This is a genomic window from Erythrobacter sp. SDW2 (assembly GCF_021431965.1).
Taxonomy (GTDB): Bacteria; Pseudomonadota; Alphaproteobacteria; order Sphingomonadales; family Sphingomonadaceae; genus Parerythrobacter.
The window spans coordinates 2049962-2067297 of the sequence record NZ_CP090370.1 but is presented as its reverse complement, the minus strand read 5'-3'; the positions used below and the strand labels follow the sequence as shown (position 1 = coordinate 2067297).

The following is a 17336-nucleotide window of genomic DNA, read 5'->3' as shown; positions in this document are numbered from 1 at the left end:
GACGCTCGGCGCGGCTTGTCGCAAGGACCGGCCGACCTTTCCTCGCAGGACGCACACCATGGCTACCCATCGCACCAAGATGCTCATCATCGGTTCCGGCCCGGCCGGCTATTCCGCCGCCATATATGGCGCCCGCGCGATGATGGAGCCGATCGTGGTGCAGGGCCTCCAGCCGGGCGGCCAGCTGACCATCACTACCGATGTCGAGAACTATCCCGGCTTCGCCGACGTGATCCAGGGTCCGTGGCTCATGGACCAGATGCAAAAGCAGGCGGAGCATGTCGGCACGCGGATGATGTGGGACACGATCGTATCGGTCGATCTCGAGGGCGGCTCGCCCTTTCGCGCGATCGGCGACAGCGGTGACGAATATATCGGCGACGTGCTGGTGATCGCTACCGGGGCGCAGGCCAAGTGGCTCGGCGTGCCGGGCGAGATGGAGCTGGGTGGCAAGGGCGTGTCGGCCTGTGCCACCTGTGACGGGTTCTTCTACCGCGGCAAGAAGGTGGTTGTCATCGGCGGAGGGAATACTGCCGTGGAGGAAGCGCTCTACCTGACCAACCACTCCGACGATGTGACGCTGATCCACCGCCGCGACGAGTTGCGGGCGGAAAAGATCCTCCAAGACCGCTTGATGAAGCATCCCAAGGTCTCCACGCTTTGGAACAAGACGGTCGAGCGGTTCGAGGCGGGTGCGGACGGCGGGCTGTCGCATCTTGTCCTGCGCGACACCGTCACGGGCGAGAGCTCCACGTTCGAGGCCCACGGCGCATTCGTCGCGATCGGCCATGCCCCGGCGACCGAGCTGTTCAAGGGCAAGCTGCCGCTCGACGAAAGCGGTTATCTGCTGACCGAACCCGGCTCACCCAAGACGGCAATCCCCGGCGTTTTTGCCGCCGGTGACGTCACCGACCATGTCTATCGCCAGGCCGTTACAGCGGCCGGTATGGGCTGCATGGCCGCGCTCGATGCCGAACGGTTCCTCGCCGGGCTGGAGATCGAGCATGACGGTCACGTCCATGCTCCTGCCGAGGCCTAGTGGAACAGCGCGATCCCCGCATGGAGGACCAGCGCCATCAATACCAGGCTGCTCAGCGCAAACAGCACAAACCGGACCAAAACCACGTTTGAAGTCGCCTGCACCAGCGAGTGCGCCACACGCAGCCCCACATATATCCAGCCGAGCAGGGCGTTGAGCCCGTCGCCCTGGCCGATGATCGCCAGCGTTATAGCAATGGCATAGAACACCGTCGGCTGTTCATGCAGGTGGTTGTAGTTGTCGGCCTTCCAGTTGACGCTGTCGGGCAATTGCCCGCGCAGGCTGGCCCCGGTTGACCCGACCAGCTTCTTGCCGTCGATCCCGGCCTTGCTCATCGCCGGGATGCGGGTGACATACATCCACAGCCACATGAGCATGGTCCACGCCGCCAGCGCGACAACCGGTTGCAGGATACCCATACCTGTCGTCATGCGATAACTCCCGGGTTGTGGAACAGGGTCAGCAGCACCGCGCGGATTGCCAGGACGGCCAGTGCGGTGGTCGAGAGGATGAACAGCAGGAAGCGGATGTTGACCTTGTTGACCGTTGCCTGCCACACCGAATGGACGATCCGCAGGATGACATAGATCCACGCCAGCAGCACATCCCATTGCCCCGCGCCCATCATCGCGATGATGACGACGGTGGGATAGAAGATCGTCGGCTGCTCCATCAGATGGGCATAGTTGTGCGCCTTCCAGTTGGCCTTGGCATCGATCCGGCCTTCCAGATCCTGGCCGCGGCCGCCGGGCGCGCCGGCCATATCGATACCAGCCTTCTTCATTGCCGGCAGTCTGGTGCCCGCCATCCAGAAGAGCATGACAATCGACCACAAGACCAGCACTGCGGCCGGTGCGAGCATTTGTGCCTGCATGGGTTCCCCTCCCTATTTGCGAAGAGTCAGAGTGGCGGCGGCGTGGTGGATTGTCAAATGCAACTCAACTGCTGGCCAGAGTTGCGGCGAAGCTCGCAGGATCGGTATTGCCGCCGGTCAGCATGATGACGGTGTGTCCGTCGAGCGCGACCTTGCCCGCCAGAGCGGCGGCGAGGGCGGCCGCTCCGCCCGGTTCGACCACCAGCCGCAGCTGCGAAAACGCGAAACGCTGCGCCGCGCGCACCTCGTCGTCGCTCACCACCAGCCCGGGTGCGGCATGATTCATCAGCACGGCGAGGTTGACCAGCTTGGTCGCGAGAGGCTGAAGCGCGTCGCAGATGGTCTTGGGTGCATCGGGCGCGGCGCTGACGATGTCGCCGCTCCGCATCGCTTGCCCGACCATGTCCCAGCCAACGGGCTCGACGGGGTGCACCTGAGCATCCGGACAGGCCAGGACGAGGCCCGCCGTCAGCCCGCCGCCGCCGCAGCAGGCGAGGATGCGGGTTGGCTCACGGCCCAATTGCGCGGTGATCTCGATCCCGGCGCTCCCTTGCCCCTCGATCACCCACGGATCGCCGAAGGCGTGGACCAGCGTGCCGCCGCGCTCGGCAATGATGCCTGCCGCCACGGCGTCGCGATCTTCGCCCGGTCGCTGATAGAGCACGATCTCCGCCCCCAAAGCTTTGGTCGCATCGAGCTTCACCTGCGGAGCATCGTGCGGCATGACAATCGTCGCGCGGATGCCGAGCCGCTTGGCGGCCCAAGCGACTCCCTGCGCATGGTTCCCGCTCGATACTGCGACCACGCCCGCCGCACGCTCGTCCGCGTCCAGCGCCGTCAGCCGGTGCCAAGCGCCACGAATCTTGAATGCCCCGACAGGTTGCAGCACCTCGGCCTTCACCCAGCTCTGCACCTCACCGATGGTGACAGGCAGCAGCGGGGTAGGGGGGAGAATGGTGGCGATCTTCTCCGCCGCTTCGAGCACTCCGGCGCGGGTCGGCATACGGTCGATGGTCACGTTTGCGGTGCTCCTGAATGTTCGCGTGTCACACTTGTCACACTGTCCTGAGGCAAAACCCCGGCGACCGGAAGCAACATAACAATGTTGGTTGAGCGCAGGGAAAGGAGCTGTGTCATGGTGCGTCCTTATCGCGCCTTCAGCCCAGTAGGAAAGCGCGGATCGATTTACCCCGCAGGCACGTTCGACTAGAGCGCGCGCAAGATTCGTTTCAGGAGCAACCACCCACATGTCGACAGTCCTCGTTATCGGAGCCGGCGGCGTCAGCTCGGTCTGCGTCCACAAGATGGCGTTCAATCCCGACATCTTCCCGAGCATCCACCTCGCCAGCCGCACCAAGAGCAAGTGCGATGCGATTGCCGCCAGCGTCAAGGAACGCTGCGGTGTCCATGTGGCGACTTACGAGATCGATGCCGAAGAAGTCCCGGCGATGATCAACCTGATCAAGAAAGTGCAGCCCTCGCTGGTGGTCAATCTTGCGCTACCGTACCAGGACCTGCCGATCATGGACGCCTGCCTGGCCGCCGGGGTGAACTATCTCGACACGGCGAACTACGAGCCCAAGGACGAGGCCAAGTTCGAATATCACTGGCAGTGGGCCTATCACGACCGCTTCAAGGAAGCCGGCATCATGGCGCTGCTCGGGTCGGGCTTCGATCCGGGTGTCACCAGCGTCTTCACCATGTGGCTCAAGAAGCACAAGCTCAAGACCATCCGCACGCTCGACATTCTCGACTGCAACGGCGGCGACCACGGCCAGCATTTCGCCACCAACTTCAACCCGGAAATCAACATCCGCGAAGTCACCGCGCCTGCCCGGCACTGGGAGAATGGCGAATTCGTCGAGACCCCGGCGATGGCGCACAAGGTCGAGTTCGACTTCGAAGCCGTCGGCAAGAAGAACATGTACATGATGTACCACGAGGAGCTGGAGAGCCTCGCCAGGTTCAACCCGGAGATGGAGCGGGCGCGCTTCTGGATGACCTTCGGTGATGCGTATATCACCCACCTCACCGTGCTGCAGAACGTCGGCATGACCAGCATCGAGCCGATCAAGTACAAGGGCGTGGAAATCATCCCGCTGCAATTCCTCGCCGCCGTGCTGCCCAAGCCGGAAACCTTGGGCGAGACGACCAAGGGCAACACCAACATCGGCTGCATCGCCACCGGCGAGGCGCTCGATGGTTCGGGCGAGAAGACGTTCTATATCAAGAATATCTGCTCCCACGAGGCCGCTTACGAGGAAACCGGAAACCAGGCCGTCAGCTACACCACCGGCGTCCCGGCAATGATCGGAAGCGCGATGATGGTGCAGGGCATCTGGAGCGGTGCGGGCGTGTTCAACATGGAGGAGATGGACCCCGACCCCTTCATGGAGATGCTCAACCAGCACGGCCTGCCATGGACGGTCGAGGAGCTGGACGGGCCGGTGAGCTTCTGAGGTTTTTTGGTTCGCGCAGAGAACGCAGAGGAAAGGAGATCGCAGAGGGTGCTTTCGACGGGCGATCAGCTTTCCTCTATCGTGATTGATGAGGCTATCGGGATTCACCGGGAGCTGGGACCAGGATTGTTTGAAACGGTCTATGAGACAGTCCTCGCCGGACGTTTGGAAAAACGCGGCTTGCGCGCCGAGAGGCAGGTGCCGGTCCCGATTGAATTCGATGGCCACGCCTTCGGCGCAGCGTTCAAGATCGACATTCTTGTTCAAGGCACGCTTATCCTTGAAATCAAATCGGTCGAGCAATTGAGCAAGGTGCATGCAAAGCAGATGCTAACCTATTTGCGCCTCACCAAACAGCCCGTAGGGCTGCTTCTCAACTTCTCCGCCCCGACCATGCGTGAGGGTATCAGAAGGCTCGTGAACAACCATCAAATCGGGTAAAGCGCTCTGCGGTCTTCTTTCCTCTGCGGTCTCCCCCGAACCAAAAAGGCTCAAAAGTTCAAATGCAAACCAAAGCCGGCGATCCGGGCGCCTTTGCCCACTTCGACCTGAGCCGCGTCGATAGCCCCGCGTTTGTGGTGGACGCCGCGAAACTGCGCGCCAACCTCCAGATCCTCGCGGACGTGCGCGATGCGGCGGAGATCAAGGTGCTGGCCGCACTCAAGGCGTTTTCGATGCATTCCGTGGCGCCCATCATCGGCGAATATCTCGATGGTGTCTGCACCAGCGGCCTGTGGGAAGCGCGGCTCGCGTCCGAATTCTACGACGGCGAGATCAGCACCTATTGCGCTGCCTACAAGCCGGAGGACCTGCCCGAAGTCTGCCGCCTGTCGGATCATGTCATCTTCAACTCGCCGCAGCAGATCGAGCGCGCGGCGCTGATCCTCGAGCAGGCCCGCAGGGCAGGTGCCAGTTTCGAGGTCGGCCTGCGCATCAACCCGATGGTCCCGACCGGCGAAGTGCCGCGCTATGATCCCTCCAGCCCCGGCAGCCGCCTCGGCTTCCCGATCGACCAGCTGACGCCCGATATCATGGAGGGGATCGATGGCATCCACTTCCACAACCTGTGCGAGCAGGATTTCGAGCCGCTGCATCAGACCTGGGACAAGGTGTTCGACGCCATCGAACCGTGGTTCGGCCAGCTCAAATGGATCAACATGGGCGGCGGTCATCACATCACCCGCGCCGATTACCAGCGCGAGGAGCTGGTCGAATTCCTCCGTGACGCCAAGGAAGACACCGGAGCCGAGATCTATCTCGAGCCGGGCGAGGCGGTGGCGCTCGATGCGGGAATCCTCGTCGGCACCATCCTCGATGCCGGGGTCAATGAGGTGCCTTTCGCCATCGTCGACGTCTCCGCCACCTGCCACATGCCCGATGTCATCGAAGCACCCTATCGCCCCGCCATGTTGCACGAGGCGCGGGAAGGCGAGGCTGTCCGTCTCGGCGGCCCATCCTGCCTTGCCGGCGATGTGATCGGCGATTACCGCCTGCCGGTGCCGTGCGAACCCGGCCAGCGCTTCGCCTTCCTCGACCAGGCGCATTATTCGATGGTCAAAACCAACACCTTCAATGGGGTCCGGCTCCCCAGCATCTGGCTGTGGGACAGCGCCACCGACCAGCTCGAGCAGATCAAGTCGTTCGGCTACGAAGATTTTCGTGACAGGCTGAGTTAATCTCCGCTCGCCAAAACGTGGCTGGCATGCGATGAGTCGCGTGGGGTTTTACCAGGAGGGATTCTACCCATGAAGTTTCGTGCTCTTGCGCTCGCCGGTGCCGTGCTCGCCGTTGCCGCACCCGCCGCCGTTTCAGCGCAGTCTTACAACGCCACCACAATCAAGAAGTCGGTCACGGTCGGCGATCTCAAAGCGGTAGTGTCGGAGCTTGGCCACACCTTCAACAGCGAAGGCGACTATGGCGATACCAGCGTCGTGGCGACCGACGAATATGGTATCATCTATCTGCTGATCGGTACGGCTTGCGACGTCAACGGCGTCTCCGGCTGCCAGGGCATCATGATGCAGGTCCGCTATGATATCCCTGAAGGGATGACCCATGAGCGTCTCTCGGAAGCGAACCTCGCTCAGGCCGCGGTCAATACCTGGGCCGATTTCAGCGACGGCACGCTGGGCTTCACCCGCTATCAGGTTCTGGATGACGGTGTGACCATGGCCAACATCAAGGCCAATGTGCTGGTCCTGCTCGATGTTTCCAGCGCGGCCTATGGCGTCGTGCTGGGCGAAGAAGGCTATTGATCCTTCAAGCCTGATTGCATTGTCGGCCTGAACGAGGCGCTCATCCTTCCAGGGTGCGCGTCTCGTTCGCCATTTGCGCCAACCGCCCGAGCGAGGCGAACTGCTGCGCGCATCTTTCCACCATCTCGCGGTCGCTGGCCGGGTTCATGGTTCCCCCCTCGAACATGTTGCCGCTGCCGACGACGACGATGATATCGCCAGCGGTGAACAGCGAGCGGATATCCTGCCCGTCGAACGCCGCTTCGATCGCCAGCAGCTGCTCGACATAGCGCGGGTGCACCAGATAGCGAGCCTCGACCTGGTCATCGGACCAGACTTCGAACGTGTCGTCGAAATCGGGGTGCACCATATCGACGGTGTCGAGCCTATGGCCATCGAACTCGACATTGTCCTTGCGCCCGCCGAGACCGAGGAACTTGCGGTGCTTGCCCGCTCGCTGCACCAGCGTCGTGCCATGAAACCGGCGCTTGGCGGCAATCCGGATGATGGCCCCGCGAAACACCGTTACCCAGCGCCGGTTCTTGCCCGAGCCGCGTTGCTCCTCAAGATGCGCTTCGTGGAGCAGAAAATCATGCTCTTCGAGCGTGCCGCTCCAGAAGTCCTCGAGCGCGTGGCGGTCATGTCCCGGTAGCAGCCGGTACTGTTTTGACAGGGCAAACTCGCGGCCTTCCTCGCCGTCATGGGTGTAGGTCAGCCCAAGGGCGGCGGCGATGCCTTCGTTGATGCCGATCTTGACCCGCCGCTTGGCCTCGCGGACCGGGCCTTGCGTCCAATACCAGATTCCCATCGTGATTAGGCCGCTGCCCCACAATTTCACATCGAGCGGGAGAGGGAGAAGGACTGCCGCTGCCAGCACCAGCGGCCCGACGAGAATTGCGCTGCGCCACACCCGCGACCACGCCTTGGCCTTCGCTTCCGCTCGTGCTTCTGCCTGCGCAGTGAGAAACTGGCCGAGCGAACCGGCCATCAACCGGTCGATGTCCGGCATCGTCACCATTGTGCTTGACCCCCCATGCTGCTTGGGGTCCTATATCGCCCACCAAGGCAGAGTGATAGGGCGGGGGAATAGGGCGATGGGCTGGATCATCGGTTTGGGCGTGCTGGCGGCAATCGCGCTGGTCGTGGTCGGCATCTACAACCGGCTGGTAGGATTGCGGCAGAATGTCCAGCAGGGCGTGGCCGATATCGATGCCCAGCTGCGCCAGCGACATGATTTGATTCCCAATCTGGTCGAAACGGTGAAGGGCTATGCCACGCATGAAAAAGATACGCTGGAACAGGTAATTAATGCCCGTAACCGAGCGGCGTCCGGCTCGCTATCGTCGTCGGACGAGGCCCAGCTGAAGGTCGCGCTCGATCGCGTGCTGGCGCTCGCAGAGGCCTATCCCGAGCTCAAGGCCAACGTCAATTTCCAGGAATTGCAGCGCGAACTGGCCGATACCGAAGACAAGCTCGCCGCCGCCCGCCGTGCGCTCAATGCCGCCGTCGCGCGCTTCAACACGGCGCGTGAAAGCTTCCCGGCGGTGATGTTCGCAAGCGCGATGGGGTTCCATCAGGCGGACTTCCACAGGCTCGACGACAGCGAGCAGGGCGTGGTCGACCAGGTCCCACAGATCAACTTCTGAGCGGGTAACGACCCACCGCACCTGAGGCCCGCAGCACCCCTTGGCGGGCTTGTGCAATCGGGGTCCGATTTACACTTGCTGTTCATGACCGAATCTATATACGCGCGCCTTCCGCTGCCCCAAGGGGACTTCCTAACCGCAAGGCAGCTTGTCGTTTCATGGCTTGAAAGAGCCGTTTAGGGGGTCCCTTGAGTTGCAGCATTTCCCTGACGCACGGTCTGTAGTTCGCGCCCTCGCGCCGGACGAACCGGTCATTCTCAACCGCCCGCACGCCGCTGCGCGCGCCGCCCGCTTCTTCGTCGAGAAGTTCCCTGGGCGGGTGCTCTATGCGGTCAAGGCCAATCCCTCGCCGGAGCTGCTGCAGATCCTGTGGGACAACGGCGTGACGCATTATGACGTCGCCTCGATCGCCGAGGTGCGCCTGGTTCGCCAGACGCTGCCGGCGGCGACCTTGTGCTTCATGCACCCGGTCAAGACGCCGCGCGCAATCTCCGAAGCCTATCACCAGCATGGCGTGCGTACCTTCAGCCTCGACACGGTCGAGGAGCTGGAGAAGATCGTCGAGGCTTGCTCCGATGAGCAGGGCAATCCGGCCAGGGATCTCAAACTGTGCGTGCGGATCCGCGTGTCTTCCGACTATTCGGAGCTGTCGCTTGCCAGCAAGTTCGGCTGCGACCTGATCGAAGCGCCACAATTGCTGCAGCAGACGCGCCAGCATTGCGACTGGCTGGGCGTGTGCTTCCATGTCGGCAGCCAGGCGATGACCCCGTTTGCCTATGTCCAGGCGATCGAGCGGACCCGCGCGGCAATTGCCGATGCTTCGGTCGTGATCGACATGATCGATGTTGGCGGGGGCTTCCCGAGCATCTATCCGGAGCTCGATCCTCCGCCGATGGAGGATTACTTCACCATCATCCACAAGCACTTCGAAGCGCTGCCAATTGCCTATAACGCTGAGCTGTGGTGCGAGCCGGGTCGTGCATTGTGCGCCGAATACAGCTCGCTGATCGTGCGGGTGGAGAAGCGCCGCGGCGAGGAGTTGTACATCAATGACGGCGCCTATGGCGCGCTCTACGATGCGGCGCATGTGGCATGGAAGTTCCCAGTTCGCGCGCTTGACGACGACTTGATCAAGCCGGAGGCCGAGTTCGCCTTTTACGGTCCGACCTGCGACGATGCCGACTACATGGAAGGCCCGTTCCGGCTGCCGGAAGACATCCAGGCCGGCGACTTCATCGAGATCGGTATGCTCGGTGCGTATGGCGCGGCAATGAAGACCGGCTTCAACGGCTTCGGCAATGCACAGCAGATCGTGGTGGAAGACGAACCGATGGAGAGCCTTTATCGCGGTGATCGCGTACTCAAGGCGACCGACAACGTCGTCAGCCTTCGCTAGGTTTCAGCGTTCCGGATGTAGAAGACCGCCGACGACGGGATCGGTCGTGGCGGTCTTCAAGGTGCGACCCTCAGGTTCTGTCCGGAACAAGGCGGCTCTTGTCGCTGACAGGCGCTGCCGGGTCGGTCGAAGGGCGCTTCGGGAGGGACAGGAGGAAACTGCCAGCAACCGAACCCGGCAGTCGATGGCCTACGCCGTTTGCAGTCAGCGCAAAATATGGACCTTGGGCTAGGGCTGCCTAGATTCCGGCTTCGACAGCGATCCGGACGAGGTCGGCGCTCGTCTTGAGGCCCAGCTTCTCCATCACCAGTCCACGGTGCATCTTGACGGTCTTTTCCGAGAGGCCGAGCCGGTAGGCGACTTCCTTGTTGCGCAAGCCCGAGGCCACCAGTGCAGTCACTTCGAGCTGGCGCGGCGAAAGGGTCTTGAGCATTTCGGCTGCCTTCTCGCGCCGGGCCATGCCCATAGCGGGCTGGTCGTCCTGCACCTCGACCTGGCTGCCCAGGAAATAGGTGAGTTCGTCGCCTTCTTCGAAGATCGGTGCGACGAGAACGGCATTGCGGAACGGGGTGCCATCCTTCTTGTAGTTCAGTATCTCCACAAGAACCGCCTTGCGATCGCGGACGCCTTCCTTGATTTTCTCGGTCAGCCAGGGCTCGGTCCCGCTGCCTGACAGGAACCGGCAATTGCGACCGATGCATTCTTCCTTGGTGTAGCCGGTCAGTTCGACGAAAGCGTCATTGACTGCGACCAGCGGATTGTCCGGCAGACGGGGATCGGAGACCACCGAGGCAATCGGGCTTGCTTCGATCAGGTCGAGCACCCAGCGCGCAGGACTTTCCACCGCGCGCTGATCGCGCGATTCGCCTGCCGTTTCTGAAGGCCGTTCGACCAGTCCCATGATTGCCATATTGGGACAATGTTCGAAATTGGCAATGGTTGCAGCGATTCAGCGCCCAGTCTTGCTCAGCTATGGCCCACTTGCACTTCCAGGAATTGCGGCTTGCTGTTTGGCGAACCATGCATCCGCTCCATCGGATAGCTGCCTTCGGGAAGTGCGGTCAGCGGCATCCCGGCTGCAGCAAGTGCATAGGGCGAAACGCGATGGCGAGTGACCAGGCCGCCGGCCCCGTCACTGACGAGCGGGGTCTCGAAATTGACGGCAATCATCGCATCCTTGCTGCGGATGACTTCGCAAACGACGAGCTGACCCGCACCCAGATCGAGCACGAGCGGCGTGCCGACCGGCACTCCCACAAGTCCTTCGATCCTTGCGCCGGTGGTCGAAAGGTCGCGCATGACGGCGCGATAGTGATGATCGTCATGGATCACGCCGATGCGGCGGAACACGCTGCGGCGTTCGCGGCGGTGCGTGTCCGGCCCTTCAGGCTCGATGATGAATTCGCCGGACTTGATCAGCTCGAGAATCTTCTCCTGCGGCATGGCTTTTGCATAAAGCCAGCCCTGGATAAGCTTGGCACCTTTTTCACGGACGACCTTGAGCTGGTCGAACGCCTCGACGCCTTCGACGGTGGTTTCCATGCCCAGGGCGTTGGAAAGACCGACGATCGCGGCGATGATCTTGGCGCTGTTCTTCTCCTGCTCGGTGCAGGAATCGACGAAACTGCGATCGACCTTGATCTTGTCGAATGGCGCCGAGCGCAAGTAGCTTAGTGAAGAATAACCGGTGCCGAAATCGTCCAGCGCCAGCCTTACGCCGAGCCGCTTGAGGGTCTTGAAAGTCTCTTCAGTGGCGTCGGTATCGCCAAGGAAAATGCTTTCGGTCAGTTCCAGCTCCAGCCGGTCGGGATCGATCCCTGTTTGGGCGATGACGTTGGCGACTGTTTCCGGGAAGCCCTTGTGGACGAATTGCACCGCCGAAACATTGACGGCGACGCGCACCGTCGAAGGCCATGCCATGGCATGGTCGCAAGCCTGGCGCAGCGCCCATTCACCCATCTGGATTATCAGGTCGGATTCCTCGGCCACCGGGATGAACACGTCGGGACTGACGGCACCGCGTTCGGCGTGTTGCCAGCGCATCAGCGCCTCGAGGCAAGCGACGGTGTTGTCATTGGCGCGGACAACGGGCTGGTAGTGAAGCTCCAGTTCGCCGTTCTTCAACGCCACCCGAAGATCGTCGAGCAACGCCTGACGCTCTTCTTCCTCGTCCTTGAAATCAGCGTGGTAGAAACGGAACTGGCCCCGTCCGCCATTCTTGGCGGCGTAGAGCGCGAGGTCGCTGGCCTTGACCAGTTCTTCCTTGTCGACACCGTCATAGGGGGCGATGGCGATGCCCACCGAGGTACCGATCACGGCGCGCTTTTCGTCCTCGATCGGGTAGGGCTGACTGACGATCTTGATGATCTTCTCGGCCAATTCGCCAAGCGTGCCGCGGTCATCAATGTCGGGCAGGATGACCTGGAATTCGTCACCGCCCAGACGACCAATCTCGCCACGATCGCCAATGACCGCGCGCAAGCGTTCAGCGGCCTGCACCAGCACGGCATCGCCGGCCGGATGGCCCATGGTGTCGTTGACGTACTTGAACTTGTCGAGATCGAGCATCATCAGCGCGCAGGAGCGCTTGGCGCTGCGATAGGCGGCGAGAATGTTTTCGATCCGCTTGTTCATATAGTGGCGGTTGGCGAGGCCGGTCAGCGAATCGTACTCGGCCAGCTTCGAGTCGATCAGCTTGCGCTCGTATTCGACCGTGATGTCTTTGGCATGGCCGCGATAGCCGCAGAAATTCCCGTTCTTGTCGAACTTGGGATGGGCAGTCAGCGACCACCAGATCTGCTGCACATCATGCTTCGACTTGCCGAGGGCGAACCGCACGACGAGGTCATGCAGCTTGTTGTGCGCCTTGAGCTGGAAGTTGAGCGGGCGAGCGGTGCCACCGTCGGGATTGTCGGGATCGGTCTCGAACAATTCTATCAGCGGCTTGCCCAACACATCGGGGCGTTCCAGTGGCAGTTTCCGGCAGGCACCATCGGTAAGATAGATTAGCCGTCCTTCGGAGTCACTCGCCCAGATCCAGCCGATCCCCGCCTGCTCGATGTCCTCCAACACTTCGAGGCGGCGCGCGTTGTCCTCAGGTCCGATGATCCCCGCACCGTCTGCGTGCGATGATTTTCCCTGGAACAGGCTGCGGACGGACATGAGTGGTGCGGTTCCCTGATTTTGCAAGCGCGCTATTGACCGATAGGGGTAGGACCAAAGTGGTTACTATCGGCCTAAGGAAAGGAGGCAATTGCGGGGCAAAGGAGCCGTTAATCGGGGCGGAAGAACGGCCTGTCGCCGGCAACCGTTACCCGCTCCATGACGCGTCGCGCCGGAAAATAGTCGCTGACCGCCAAATGCTTGCACACCCGGTAGTCCCAGACTGCGACCGACCCGGTCTGCCAGCGGAAGCGACACTGGATTTCGACATCCTTCGCAGTGGCGTAGAGATGGTCCAGCAATCAGCGGCTCTCGTCGGCGGAAAGGCCATCGATATGGCTGGTGAAGCCGACGTTGACGTGGATCGCCCGCTCGCCCGTTTCCGGATGGGTGCGGATTACCGGATGGCGCATCGGCGGGTACTTCTCGTGCAGCTCCTCCGGTGCCTTGCCCAACCGCTTGGCGAAAACACGGGCGATATCGTGCACCGCTGTCACCCCGCAGCCGAATTCCTGCATCTCGGGGCTGAGCCGTTCGTAAGCGATGTGCATGTTGGCGAACAGCGTGTCGCTCCCGACCTCCGGAATTTCGCGCGCACGGAGGATCGATCCGGGCGAAGGACATTGGCGCCAGGTGACGTCGGAATGCCAGTTGTTTTCCTGCCCGCGACTGTCAGGCCCATGCGCGATGCGCAGCATTTCCGGATGGGGCTGGTCCTTCGGTGTGTCCGGATGGATTTCGAGCTCGCCGAATTGGCGCGCAAAGGCGATATGCTGTTCCTGCGACAAACGCTGGTCGCGGAAGAAAACGACCCCGTACCTGAGCAGCGCCGCGTGGATTGCTGGAATGCTGGCGGCAATGTCGCTTGCGCCCAGATCGACACCGAAGATCTGCGCGCCGATGGCCGGCGTCATCGGGCGAACGTCGAGCTTGGCCGTGTCAGCTGTGCCCGGTCGAATCTGTCGTCGGCGGTGGCCCTGTCTCTCTCCCTCCGGGGGGGGGCCGAAGCGTGCTGTCACTCAAACCCTACGAAGCGTGCGGCCTCGCTGACTTCGCGGCGGGTGATCTTGACCGGATTGGCGGGGAAATCCGGGTCAGGCCAGCCCATGGCGACCGCTTTCAAAATCACTTGGTCGTCCGGGATACCCGCGTGTTCGCGCACAACGGGCGATTGCATGATGCCTTGCGAGTTGATGACACAGCCGAGCCCTCGGCTCCACGCTGCATTGACCAGCGCCGTGGTCACTGCGCCGCAATCGAACGGTGTATCGTCGCTGTCGGATAGTTCCTTGTCATAGGTAACGATCACGCAGACCGGCGCGTCGAACTGGCGGAAACCGCGCAGCACCCAGTCTTGCCGGGCCTCCTTGTCGTCGCGGGCAATGCCCATCGCTTCGAACAGCTGGATGGCGCAGCCGACCTGACGGTCACGGTGGACACCCTGGAAGGGATGCCCGCGGCGAAACTCGCGGCTGTCAGGCACGCCCGCAAGGATATTCTCAGTGTTGCCCTGGCGTATACGGTCAAGCGGCTCGCCGGTAATGACGTGGAAGTAGTAGGGTTGGGTGTTCATCGACGAAGGCGACCGCATCGCCAGCGCAAGGATTTCCTCGATCAACACCTGCGGTACCGGCTTGTCGAGATAGCCCCGGATCGATCTGCGTCCCAGCACCACCTCGTCATAATTCATTGCCGTCCCACTCATCGATTCCCCCTGTAACCGGTTATGTCTCGTCGATAACCGCCTGCAGGTATTCGTGGGAATAGTCGATGTAAATTTCCGCCCACAGCAGCTTGTGGTCGGAGAGTTGTTGACGGCGGTAATATTGCTTGAAATACGCTTTCGCCCGGGTGCCGGTGCGGCCGTTCTCCGTCAGCTTGGCGATCTTGGCCACTTCGACATAATGTGAAGCGTCTACATCGCGATAGACATGGTCGAGCATGGAAAACACGCCCGATTTCCTCACCTCGAAGCCGGGATGGGCTGCGCGATAGGCGATCTGGTCATAGTGCATATTGCTACCCAGATTCGTCCGGTGCGGCTTGGTGGCGACGGTGAAGCCAGCATCCTCCAGTGCCGCCATGGTGCCGTGCTCGGGCGAAATGATGTTGAAATCGCCCAGCAGGATGTAGTTCCAATCCCATCCGGCCTCTGCTGGCTTGTCCCATTTGCCCTTGACCGCATCGACTGCCGCAGCCCGTTCGATCTCCTGCCGCTGGGCGAGGAAATCGGCGATCTTGCGGATCTCGGCCTTGCGGCGGCGCATGTCGGGCGAATCCTCGTCGTCCGAGCCGTAGAAGATGTGCACCGTACAGAGCTTGAACTTGAGCCAGCCGGCGCGGAAGGCGACCGAGAAAGGCGTGCGTGCAAACTGGACCTGGCGGCCAGTGTTCTCCGCATCCGGCGCGGCGATGGCCTAACCTTCGGGCAGCACGATCTCGCCCACTTCCTTGCGGAAATGGACCTTGGACTTGCGGAACAGGAAAGCGAGCCGTTCGTCGTTCCCGGCGTCCTTGACCCCGCCGTGCCCGCCCGAGGTGTCGGTGACGAGATAGTCCCAGTCATTGCCGAGGTAGTTTTCGAGCAAGTCCTCGAGCTTGGCGAGGTTGCGGTTGACCTCCTGCACCGCGACAAGGTCGAAATGGTCGATGATCTCTGCGATGTAGAGCATCGATTCCGGCGTGCGGTCATAGGATCCGCGGTTGCCGAAATGCATGATGTTCCACGAGGCCAGGCGCAGCGAATTCTCGTTGGTGCCGCCGTGGATTTCCTCGCCCAGCGCGTGATTCAGGCCCAGCAGCCGCTCGGCCACGAATTCGCGGTGCGCGGGATTGTCCGCAAACTGCCAGCGGACCCGGTCTATCATCGTCATTGCTTCGCCTCCTCGTTTCCAAGCGGAAGCGACCCGGCGATCGATTGATGCGGTGATGCTCTGGCGGCATCCTCGGCTATGCGTCCGGTCCTGTCTTCAGGCGTCCACCCATTTGCGTGCGCTTTCGCGTCGGTGGGGACAACCAGGCCAGCAGCATGGACGCTTCTTGCCTGCGGCCCCCCCCCTCTTGCAAGCGGGCGAGCCGCTTGGCGCGGATGTCGGCCTTTTGGGCACTGATGGTCCAGCAGATCCATTCGTTGCGGCCGAGCGGGGTCAAGGCGTTCCATCGGGCCCTCAGCCCGCCGTCGGCCGCCAGCCCTGCGGCGATATCGTCCGGCGTGTTGTGGCGAAACTCTGGATCGGCGCCCTGGATCATGCGCCGAATTCTAGGGTCTGGCGCGGGGAAGACAACTGCCGATGGCCGGGGCCGGGAACAGCTGGCAATCGAAGTAGACGGCCTCGCCACTGCCGCCACGGGCGGGCAGAAAGCTGAATTTCAGTGTCTGGCGTGATGCGGCGGGAAGCGGCAGCTTGGCCGGGATATCGCCTGCATCGCTCCAGCCGTAGACCTGGCAATAGCGGTCGCCCGGGCACAGCATGCGGGCCTTGGCGACCAGCGCTTCGGGCGACTCGCTGCCCGAGACGATCACGAAGTGGACCCCAGCGGCGGGTGAGCCGGGGCTGCCACTTGCGACAGCGGCACCGTTGACGTCGGAAGCTCCCGTGGCCGTGATTGTTCGCACCGCTTCACCGCTCTCGAGCAGAGTCGGCGTTGCGGGGAGTGTCGGCAGGGGATTGGCCTCTGCCACGTCGATCGCGGTTTGGCGCAAGGCCATCGGATCAGGCTCCGTCCCAGCATAGCTGGCCGATAGCGCGGCAGTCGTCCCCCAATGCCCGCGCCAGCGGAAAAAGATATGCGCGCCGACCTGCGCTACCTTGTCGAGCTGGGGGCTCCACCAGGGATAGACATAGTCGGCATGAAAATGGGTCGCATTGCCAACCGGAGCATAGGTGGCACCGCCGAGCATTTCCTCCGCGCGCTTGCGTGCTGCGGCCCATGAGGCATCGGCATAGCGCCGGGCAAGCGAGCCGTCGCAGGTAAAGCTGAACTGGCAACCGGTGGCGCGCTGCGACCCTTCGAACACCACGCCGCAGACGGTCTTGGCGAAGGCCGGATGGCGCACCCGATTGAGGATTACCTGCATCACGGCGCGCTGATCGCCGTCGCCGCTGCCGGCCTCGGCCATGCCGGCGAGGGCGAGGCAATCGCGGGCGCGGATCCGGTCGGCGGCTGTGCCACGAAACTGGAACGGCCTAGGTGCGCCAGGGCCGACCTTGGCGAAGTCCACCAGAGCATTGCGCGCACGGGCATCGTCAGGCGCAAGTTCCGACAGCACGACGGTATCGTTCGCCGCTGCCGGCAGGCCATCGAGCCCTGACGTCATGGTGCCGTTCTTGCCGATTGCGGGACCGCTTGCATCCTTGCCTGTGCCCGTAGGCTCGCCAGGAGAAAGAGCGGCCAGTCCGATGAATGCGGCGATCATCACGGCCACCACGCCAAGCAGAGGCGCGTTTTCGCGCACATGCCGCCGCAGGGGATGATCGGTGCTCATGCTGCCAATCTAGGCAGGCGAGGCCGCCGGTAACAGGGGG

18 protein-coding genes and 1 pseudogene are annotated in these 17336 nt (G+C 62.3%); 7 read left to right on the top strand and 12 right to left on the bottom strand.

Annotated elements, in window-relative coordinates; genetic code table 11:
* The first annotated feature begins 58 nt into the window (after positions 1 to 58).
* Positions 59 to 1039 (top strand): thioredoxin-disulfide reductase, encoded by a 981-nt coding sequence (gene trxB, locus LY632_RS10085; protein WP_234091010.1) that lies wholly within the window; start codon positions 59 to 61, stop codon positions 1037 to 1039.
* Here trxB and LY632_RS10080 read toward each other — a convergent pair.
* The 3 genes from LY632_RS10080 to LY632_RS10070 form a co-directional block, all read right to left on the bottom strand.
* Complete coding sequence (locus tag LY632_RS10080) at positions 1036 to 1470, bottom strand: MAPEG family protein (RefSeq protein WP_234091009.1); 435 nt, start codon at positions 1468 to 1470, stop codon at positions 1036 to 1038. The two genes, trxB and LY632_RS10080, sit on opposite strands and share 4 nt — an antisense overlap.
* Positions 1467 to 1913, bottom strand: a complete 447-nt coding sequence (locus LY632_RS10075; RefSeq protein ID WP_234091008.1) for an MAPEG family protein — start codon at positions 1911 to 1913, stop codon at positions 1467 to 1469. The genes LY632_RS10080 and LY632_RS10075 overlap by 4 nt, the downstream gene beginning before the upstream one ends.
* A gap of 64 nt (positions 1914 to 1977) precedes the next feature.
* Positions 1978 to 2916 carry a threonine/serine dehydratase gene (locus LY632_RS10070; RefSeq protein WP_234093214.1) on the bottom strand — a complete coding sequence of 313 codons (939 nt, stop codon included), beginning with the start codon at positions 2914 to 2916 and terminating at the stop codon, positions 1978 to 1980.
* Positions 2917 to 3160: 244 nt separating this feature from the next.
* Here LY632_RS10070 and LY632_RS10065 point away from each other — a divergent pair, with 244 nt between their 5' ends.
* From LY632_RS10065 to LY632_RS10050, 4 genes are all read left to right on the top strand, one after another.
* Positions 3161 to 4372, top strand: a complete 1212-nt coding sequence (locus LY632_RS10065) for a saccharopine dehydrogenase family protein (RefSeq protein ID WP_234091007.1) — start codon at positions 3161 to 3163, stop codon at positions 4370 to 4372.
* Between the two features lie 48 nt (positions 4373 to 4420).
* The gene (locus tag LY632_RS10060; RefSeq protein ID WP_234091006.1) at positions 4421 to 4813 is read left to right on the top strand and encodes a GxxExxY protein; all 393 of its coding nucleotides are present in this window, start codon (positions 4421 to 4423) and stop codon (positions 4811 to 4813) included.
* 62 nt (positions 4814 to 4875) lie between these two features.
* Positions 4876 to 6048 (top strand): carboxynorspermidine decarboxylase, encoded by a 1173-nt coding sequence (locus LY632_RS10055; protein ID WP_234091005.1) that lies wholly within the window; start codon positions 4876 to 4878, stop codon positions 6046 to 6048.
* Positions 6049 to 6117: 69 nt separating this feature from the next.
* Complete coding sequence (locus tag LY632_RS10050) at positions 6118 to 6627, top strand: YbjN domain-containing protein (protein WP_234091004.1); 510 nt, start codon at positions 6118 to 6120, stop codon at positions 6625 to 6627.
* A 40-nt stretch (positions 6628 to 6667) separates the two neighbouring features.
* On the opposite strand, the gene LY632_RS10045 is transcribed toward LY632_RS10050, so the two are convergent.
* Complete coding sequence (locus LY632_RS10045; protein WP_234091003.1) at positions 6668 to 7624, bottom strand: DUF3137 domain-containing protein; 957 nt, start codon at positions 7622 to 7624, stop codon at positions 6668 to 6670.
* Between the two features lie 76 nt (positions 7625 to 7700).
* Between LY632_RS10045 and LY632_RS10040 the strand changes: the two genes are divergently transcribed.
* Both LY632_RS10040 and LY632_RS10035 read left to right on the top strand, forming a co-directional pair.
* The gene (locus LY632_RS10040) at positions 7701 to 8252 is read left to right on the top strand and encodes a LemA family protein (protein WP_234091002.1); all 552 of its coding nucleotides are present in this window, start codon (positions 7701 to 7703) and stop codon (positions 8250 to 8252) included.
* 193 nt (positions 8253 to 8445) lie between these two features.
* Entirely contained in the window at positions 8446 to 9648 is a 1203-nt protein-coding gene (locus tag LY632_RS10035) for a type III PLP-dependent enzyme (RefSeq protein ID WP_234091001.1), read from the top strand.
* Positions 9649 to 9886: 238 nt separating this feature from the next.
* Here the strand turns inward: LY632_RS10035 and LY632_RS10030 are convergent, their stop codons facing one another.
* The 8 genes and pseudogenes from LY632_RS10030 to LY632_RS09995 form a co-directional block, all read right to left on the bottom strand.
* A complete protein-coding gene (locus LY632_RS10030) occupies positions 9887 to 10549 on the bottom strand; it encodes a LuxR C-terminal-related transcriptional regulator (protein ID WP_370636574.1) in 663 nt (220 codons plus the stop codon).
* Between the two features lie 65 nt (positions 10550 to 10614).
* Complete coding sequence (locus LY632_RS10025) at positions 10615 to 12810, bottom strand: EAL domain-containing protein (protein ID WP_234090999.1); 2196 nt, start codon at positions 12808 to 12810, stop codon at positions 10615 to 10617.
* Between the two features lie 110 nt (positions 12811 to 12920).
* Positions 12921 to 13724: pseudogene (locus LY632_RS10020) on the bottom strand (TauD/TfdA dioxygenase family protein).
* A 101-nt stretch (positions 13725 to 13825) separates the two neighbouring features.
* Positions 13826 to 14500: a nitroreductase gene (locus tag LY632_RS10015; RefSeq protein ID WP_234093212.1), complete on the bottom strand. Its 675-nt coding sequence runs from the start codon at positions 14498 to 14500 to the stop codon at positions 13826 to 13828.
* A gap of 34 nt (positions 14501 to 14534) precedes the next feature.
* Positions 14535 to 15119: a hypothetical protein gene (locus LY632_RS10010; RefSeq protein WP_234090998.1), complete on the bottom strand. Its 585-nt coding sequence runs from the start codon at positions 15117 to 15119 to the stop codon at positions 14535 to 14537.
* A 108-nt stretch (positions 15120 to 15227) separates the two neighbouring features.
* Positions 15228 to 15683 (bottom strand): endonuclease/exonuclease/phosphatase family protein, encoded by a 456-nt coding sequence (locus tag LY632_RS10005; RefSeq protein ID WP_234090997.1) that lies wholly within the window; start codon positions 15681 to 15683, stop codon positions 15228 to 15230.
* 76 nt (positions 15684 to 15759) lie between these two features.
* Positions 15760 to 16059, bottom strand: a complete 300-nt coding sequence (locus LY632_RS10000) for a YdeI/OmpD-associated family protein (protein ID WP_234090996.1) — start codon at positions 16057 to 16059, stop codon at positions 15760 to 15762.
* 10 nt (positions 16060 to 16069) lie between these two features.
* Positions 16070 to 17296 (bottom strand): cell wall hydrolase, encoded by a 1227-nt coding sequence (locus LY632_RS09995; RefSeq protein WP_234090995.1) that lies wholly within the window; start codon positions 17294 to 17296, stop codon positions 16070 to 16072.
* Positions 17297 to 17336: the final 40 nt, after the last annotated feature.

Bases quoted from the DNA above. Each gene is read 5' to 3' on its own strand.
- LY632_RS10030 (WP_370636574.1), bottom strand. From the start codon at position 10,549: ATGGGACTGGTCGAACGGCCTTCAGAAACGGCAGGCGAATCGCGCGAT.
- LY632_RS10040 (WP_234091002.1), top strand. From the start codon at position 7,701: ATGGGCTGGATCATCGGTTTGGGCGTGCTGGCGGCAATCGCGCTGGTC.
- LY632_RS10025 (WP_234090999.1), bottom strand. From the start codon at position 12,810: ATGTCCGTCCGCAGCCTGTTCCAGGGAAAATCATCGCACGCAGACGGT.
- trxB (WP_234091010.1), top strand. From the start codon at position 59: ATGGCTACCCATCGCACCAAGATGCTCATCATCGGTTCCGGCCCGGCC.
- LY632_RS10070 (WP_234093214.1), bottom strand. From the start codon at position 2,916: ATGCCGACCCGCGCCGGAGTGCTCGAAGCGGCGGAGAAGATCGCCACC.
- LY632_RS10065 (WP_234091007.1), top strand. From the start codon at position 3,161: ATGTCGACAGTCCTCGTTATCGGAGCCGGCGGCGTCAGCTCGGTCTGC.
- LY632_RS10050 (WP_234091004.1), top strand. From the start codon at position 6,118: ATGAAGTTTCGTGCTCTTGCGCTCGCCGGTGCCGTGCTCGCCGTTGCC.
- LY632_RS10080 (WP_234091009.1), bottom strand. From the start codon at position 1,470: ATGACGACAGGTATGGGTATCCTGCAACCGGTTGTCGCGCTGGCGGCG.
- LY632_RS09995 (WP_234090995.1), bottom strand. From the start codon at position 17,296: ATGAGCACCGATCATCCCCTGCGGCGGCATGTGCGCGAAAACGCGCCT.
- LY632_RS10075 (WP_234091008.1), bottom strand. From the start codon at position 1,913: ATGCAGGCACAAATGCTCGCACCGGCCGCAGTGCTGGTCTTGTGGTCG.
- LY632_RS10015 (WP_234093212.1), bottom strand. From the start codon at position 14,500: ATGAATTATGACGAGGTGGTGCTGGGACGCAGATCGATCCGGGGCTAT.
- LY632_RS10000 (WP_234090996.1), bottom strand. From the start codon at position 16,059: ATGATCCAGGGCGCCGATCCAGAGTTTCGCCACAACACGCCGGACGAT.
- LY632_RS10045 (WP_234091003.1), bottom strand. From the start codon at position 7,624: ATGGTGACGATGCCGGACATCGACCGGTTGATGGCCGGTTCGCTCGGC.
- LY632_RS10055 (WP_234091005.1), top strand. From the start codon at position 4,876: ATGCAAACCAAAGCCGGCGATCCGGGCGCCTTTGCCCACTTCGACCTG.
- LY632_RS10005 (WP_234090997.1), bottom strand. From the start codon at position 15,683: ATGACGATGATAGACCGGGTCCGCTGGCAGTTTGCGGACAATCCCGCG.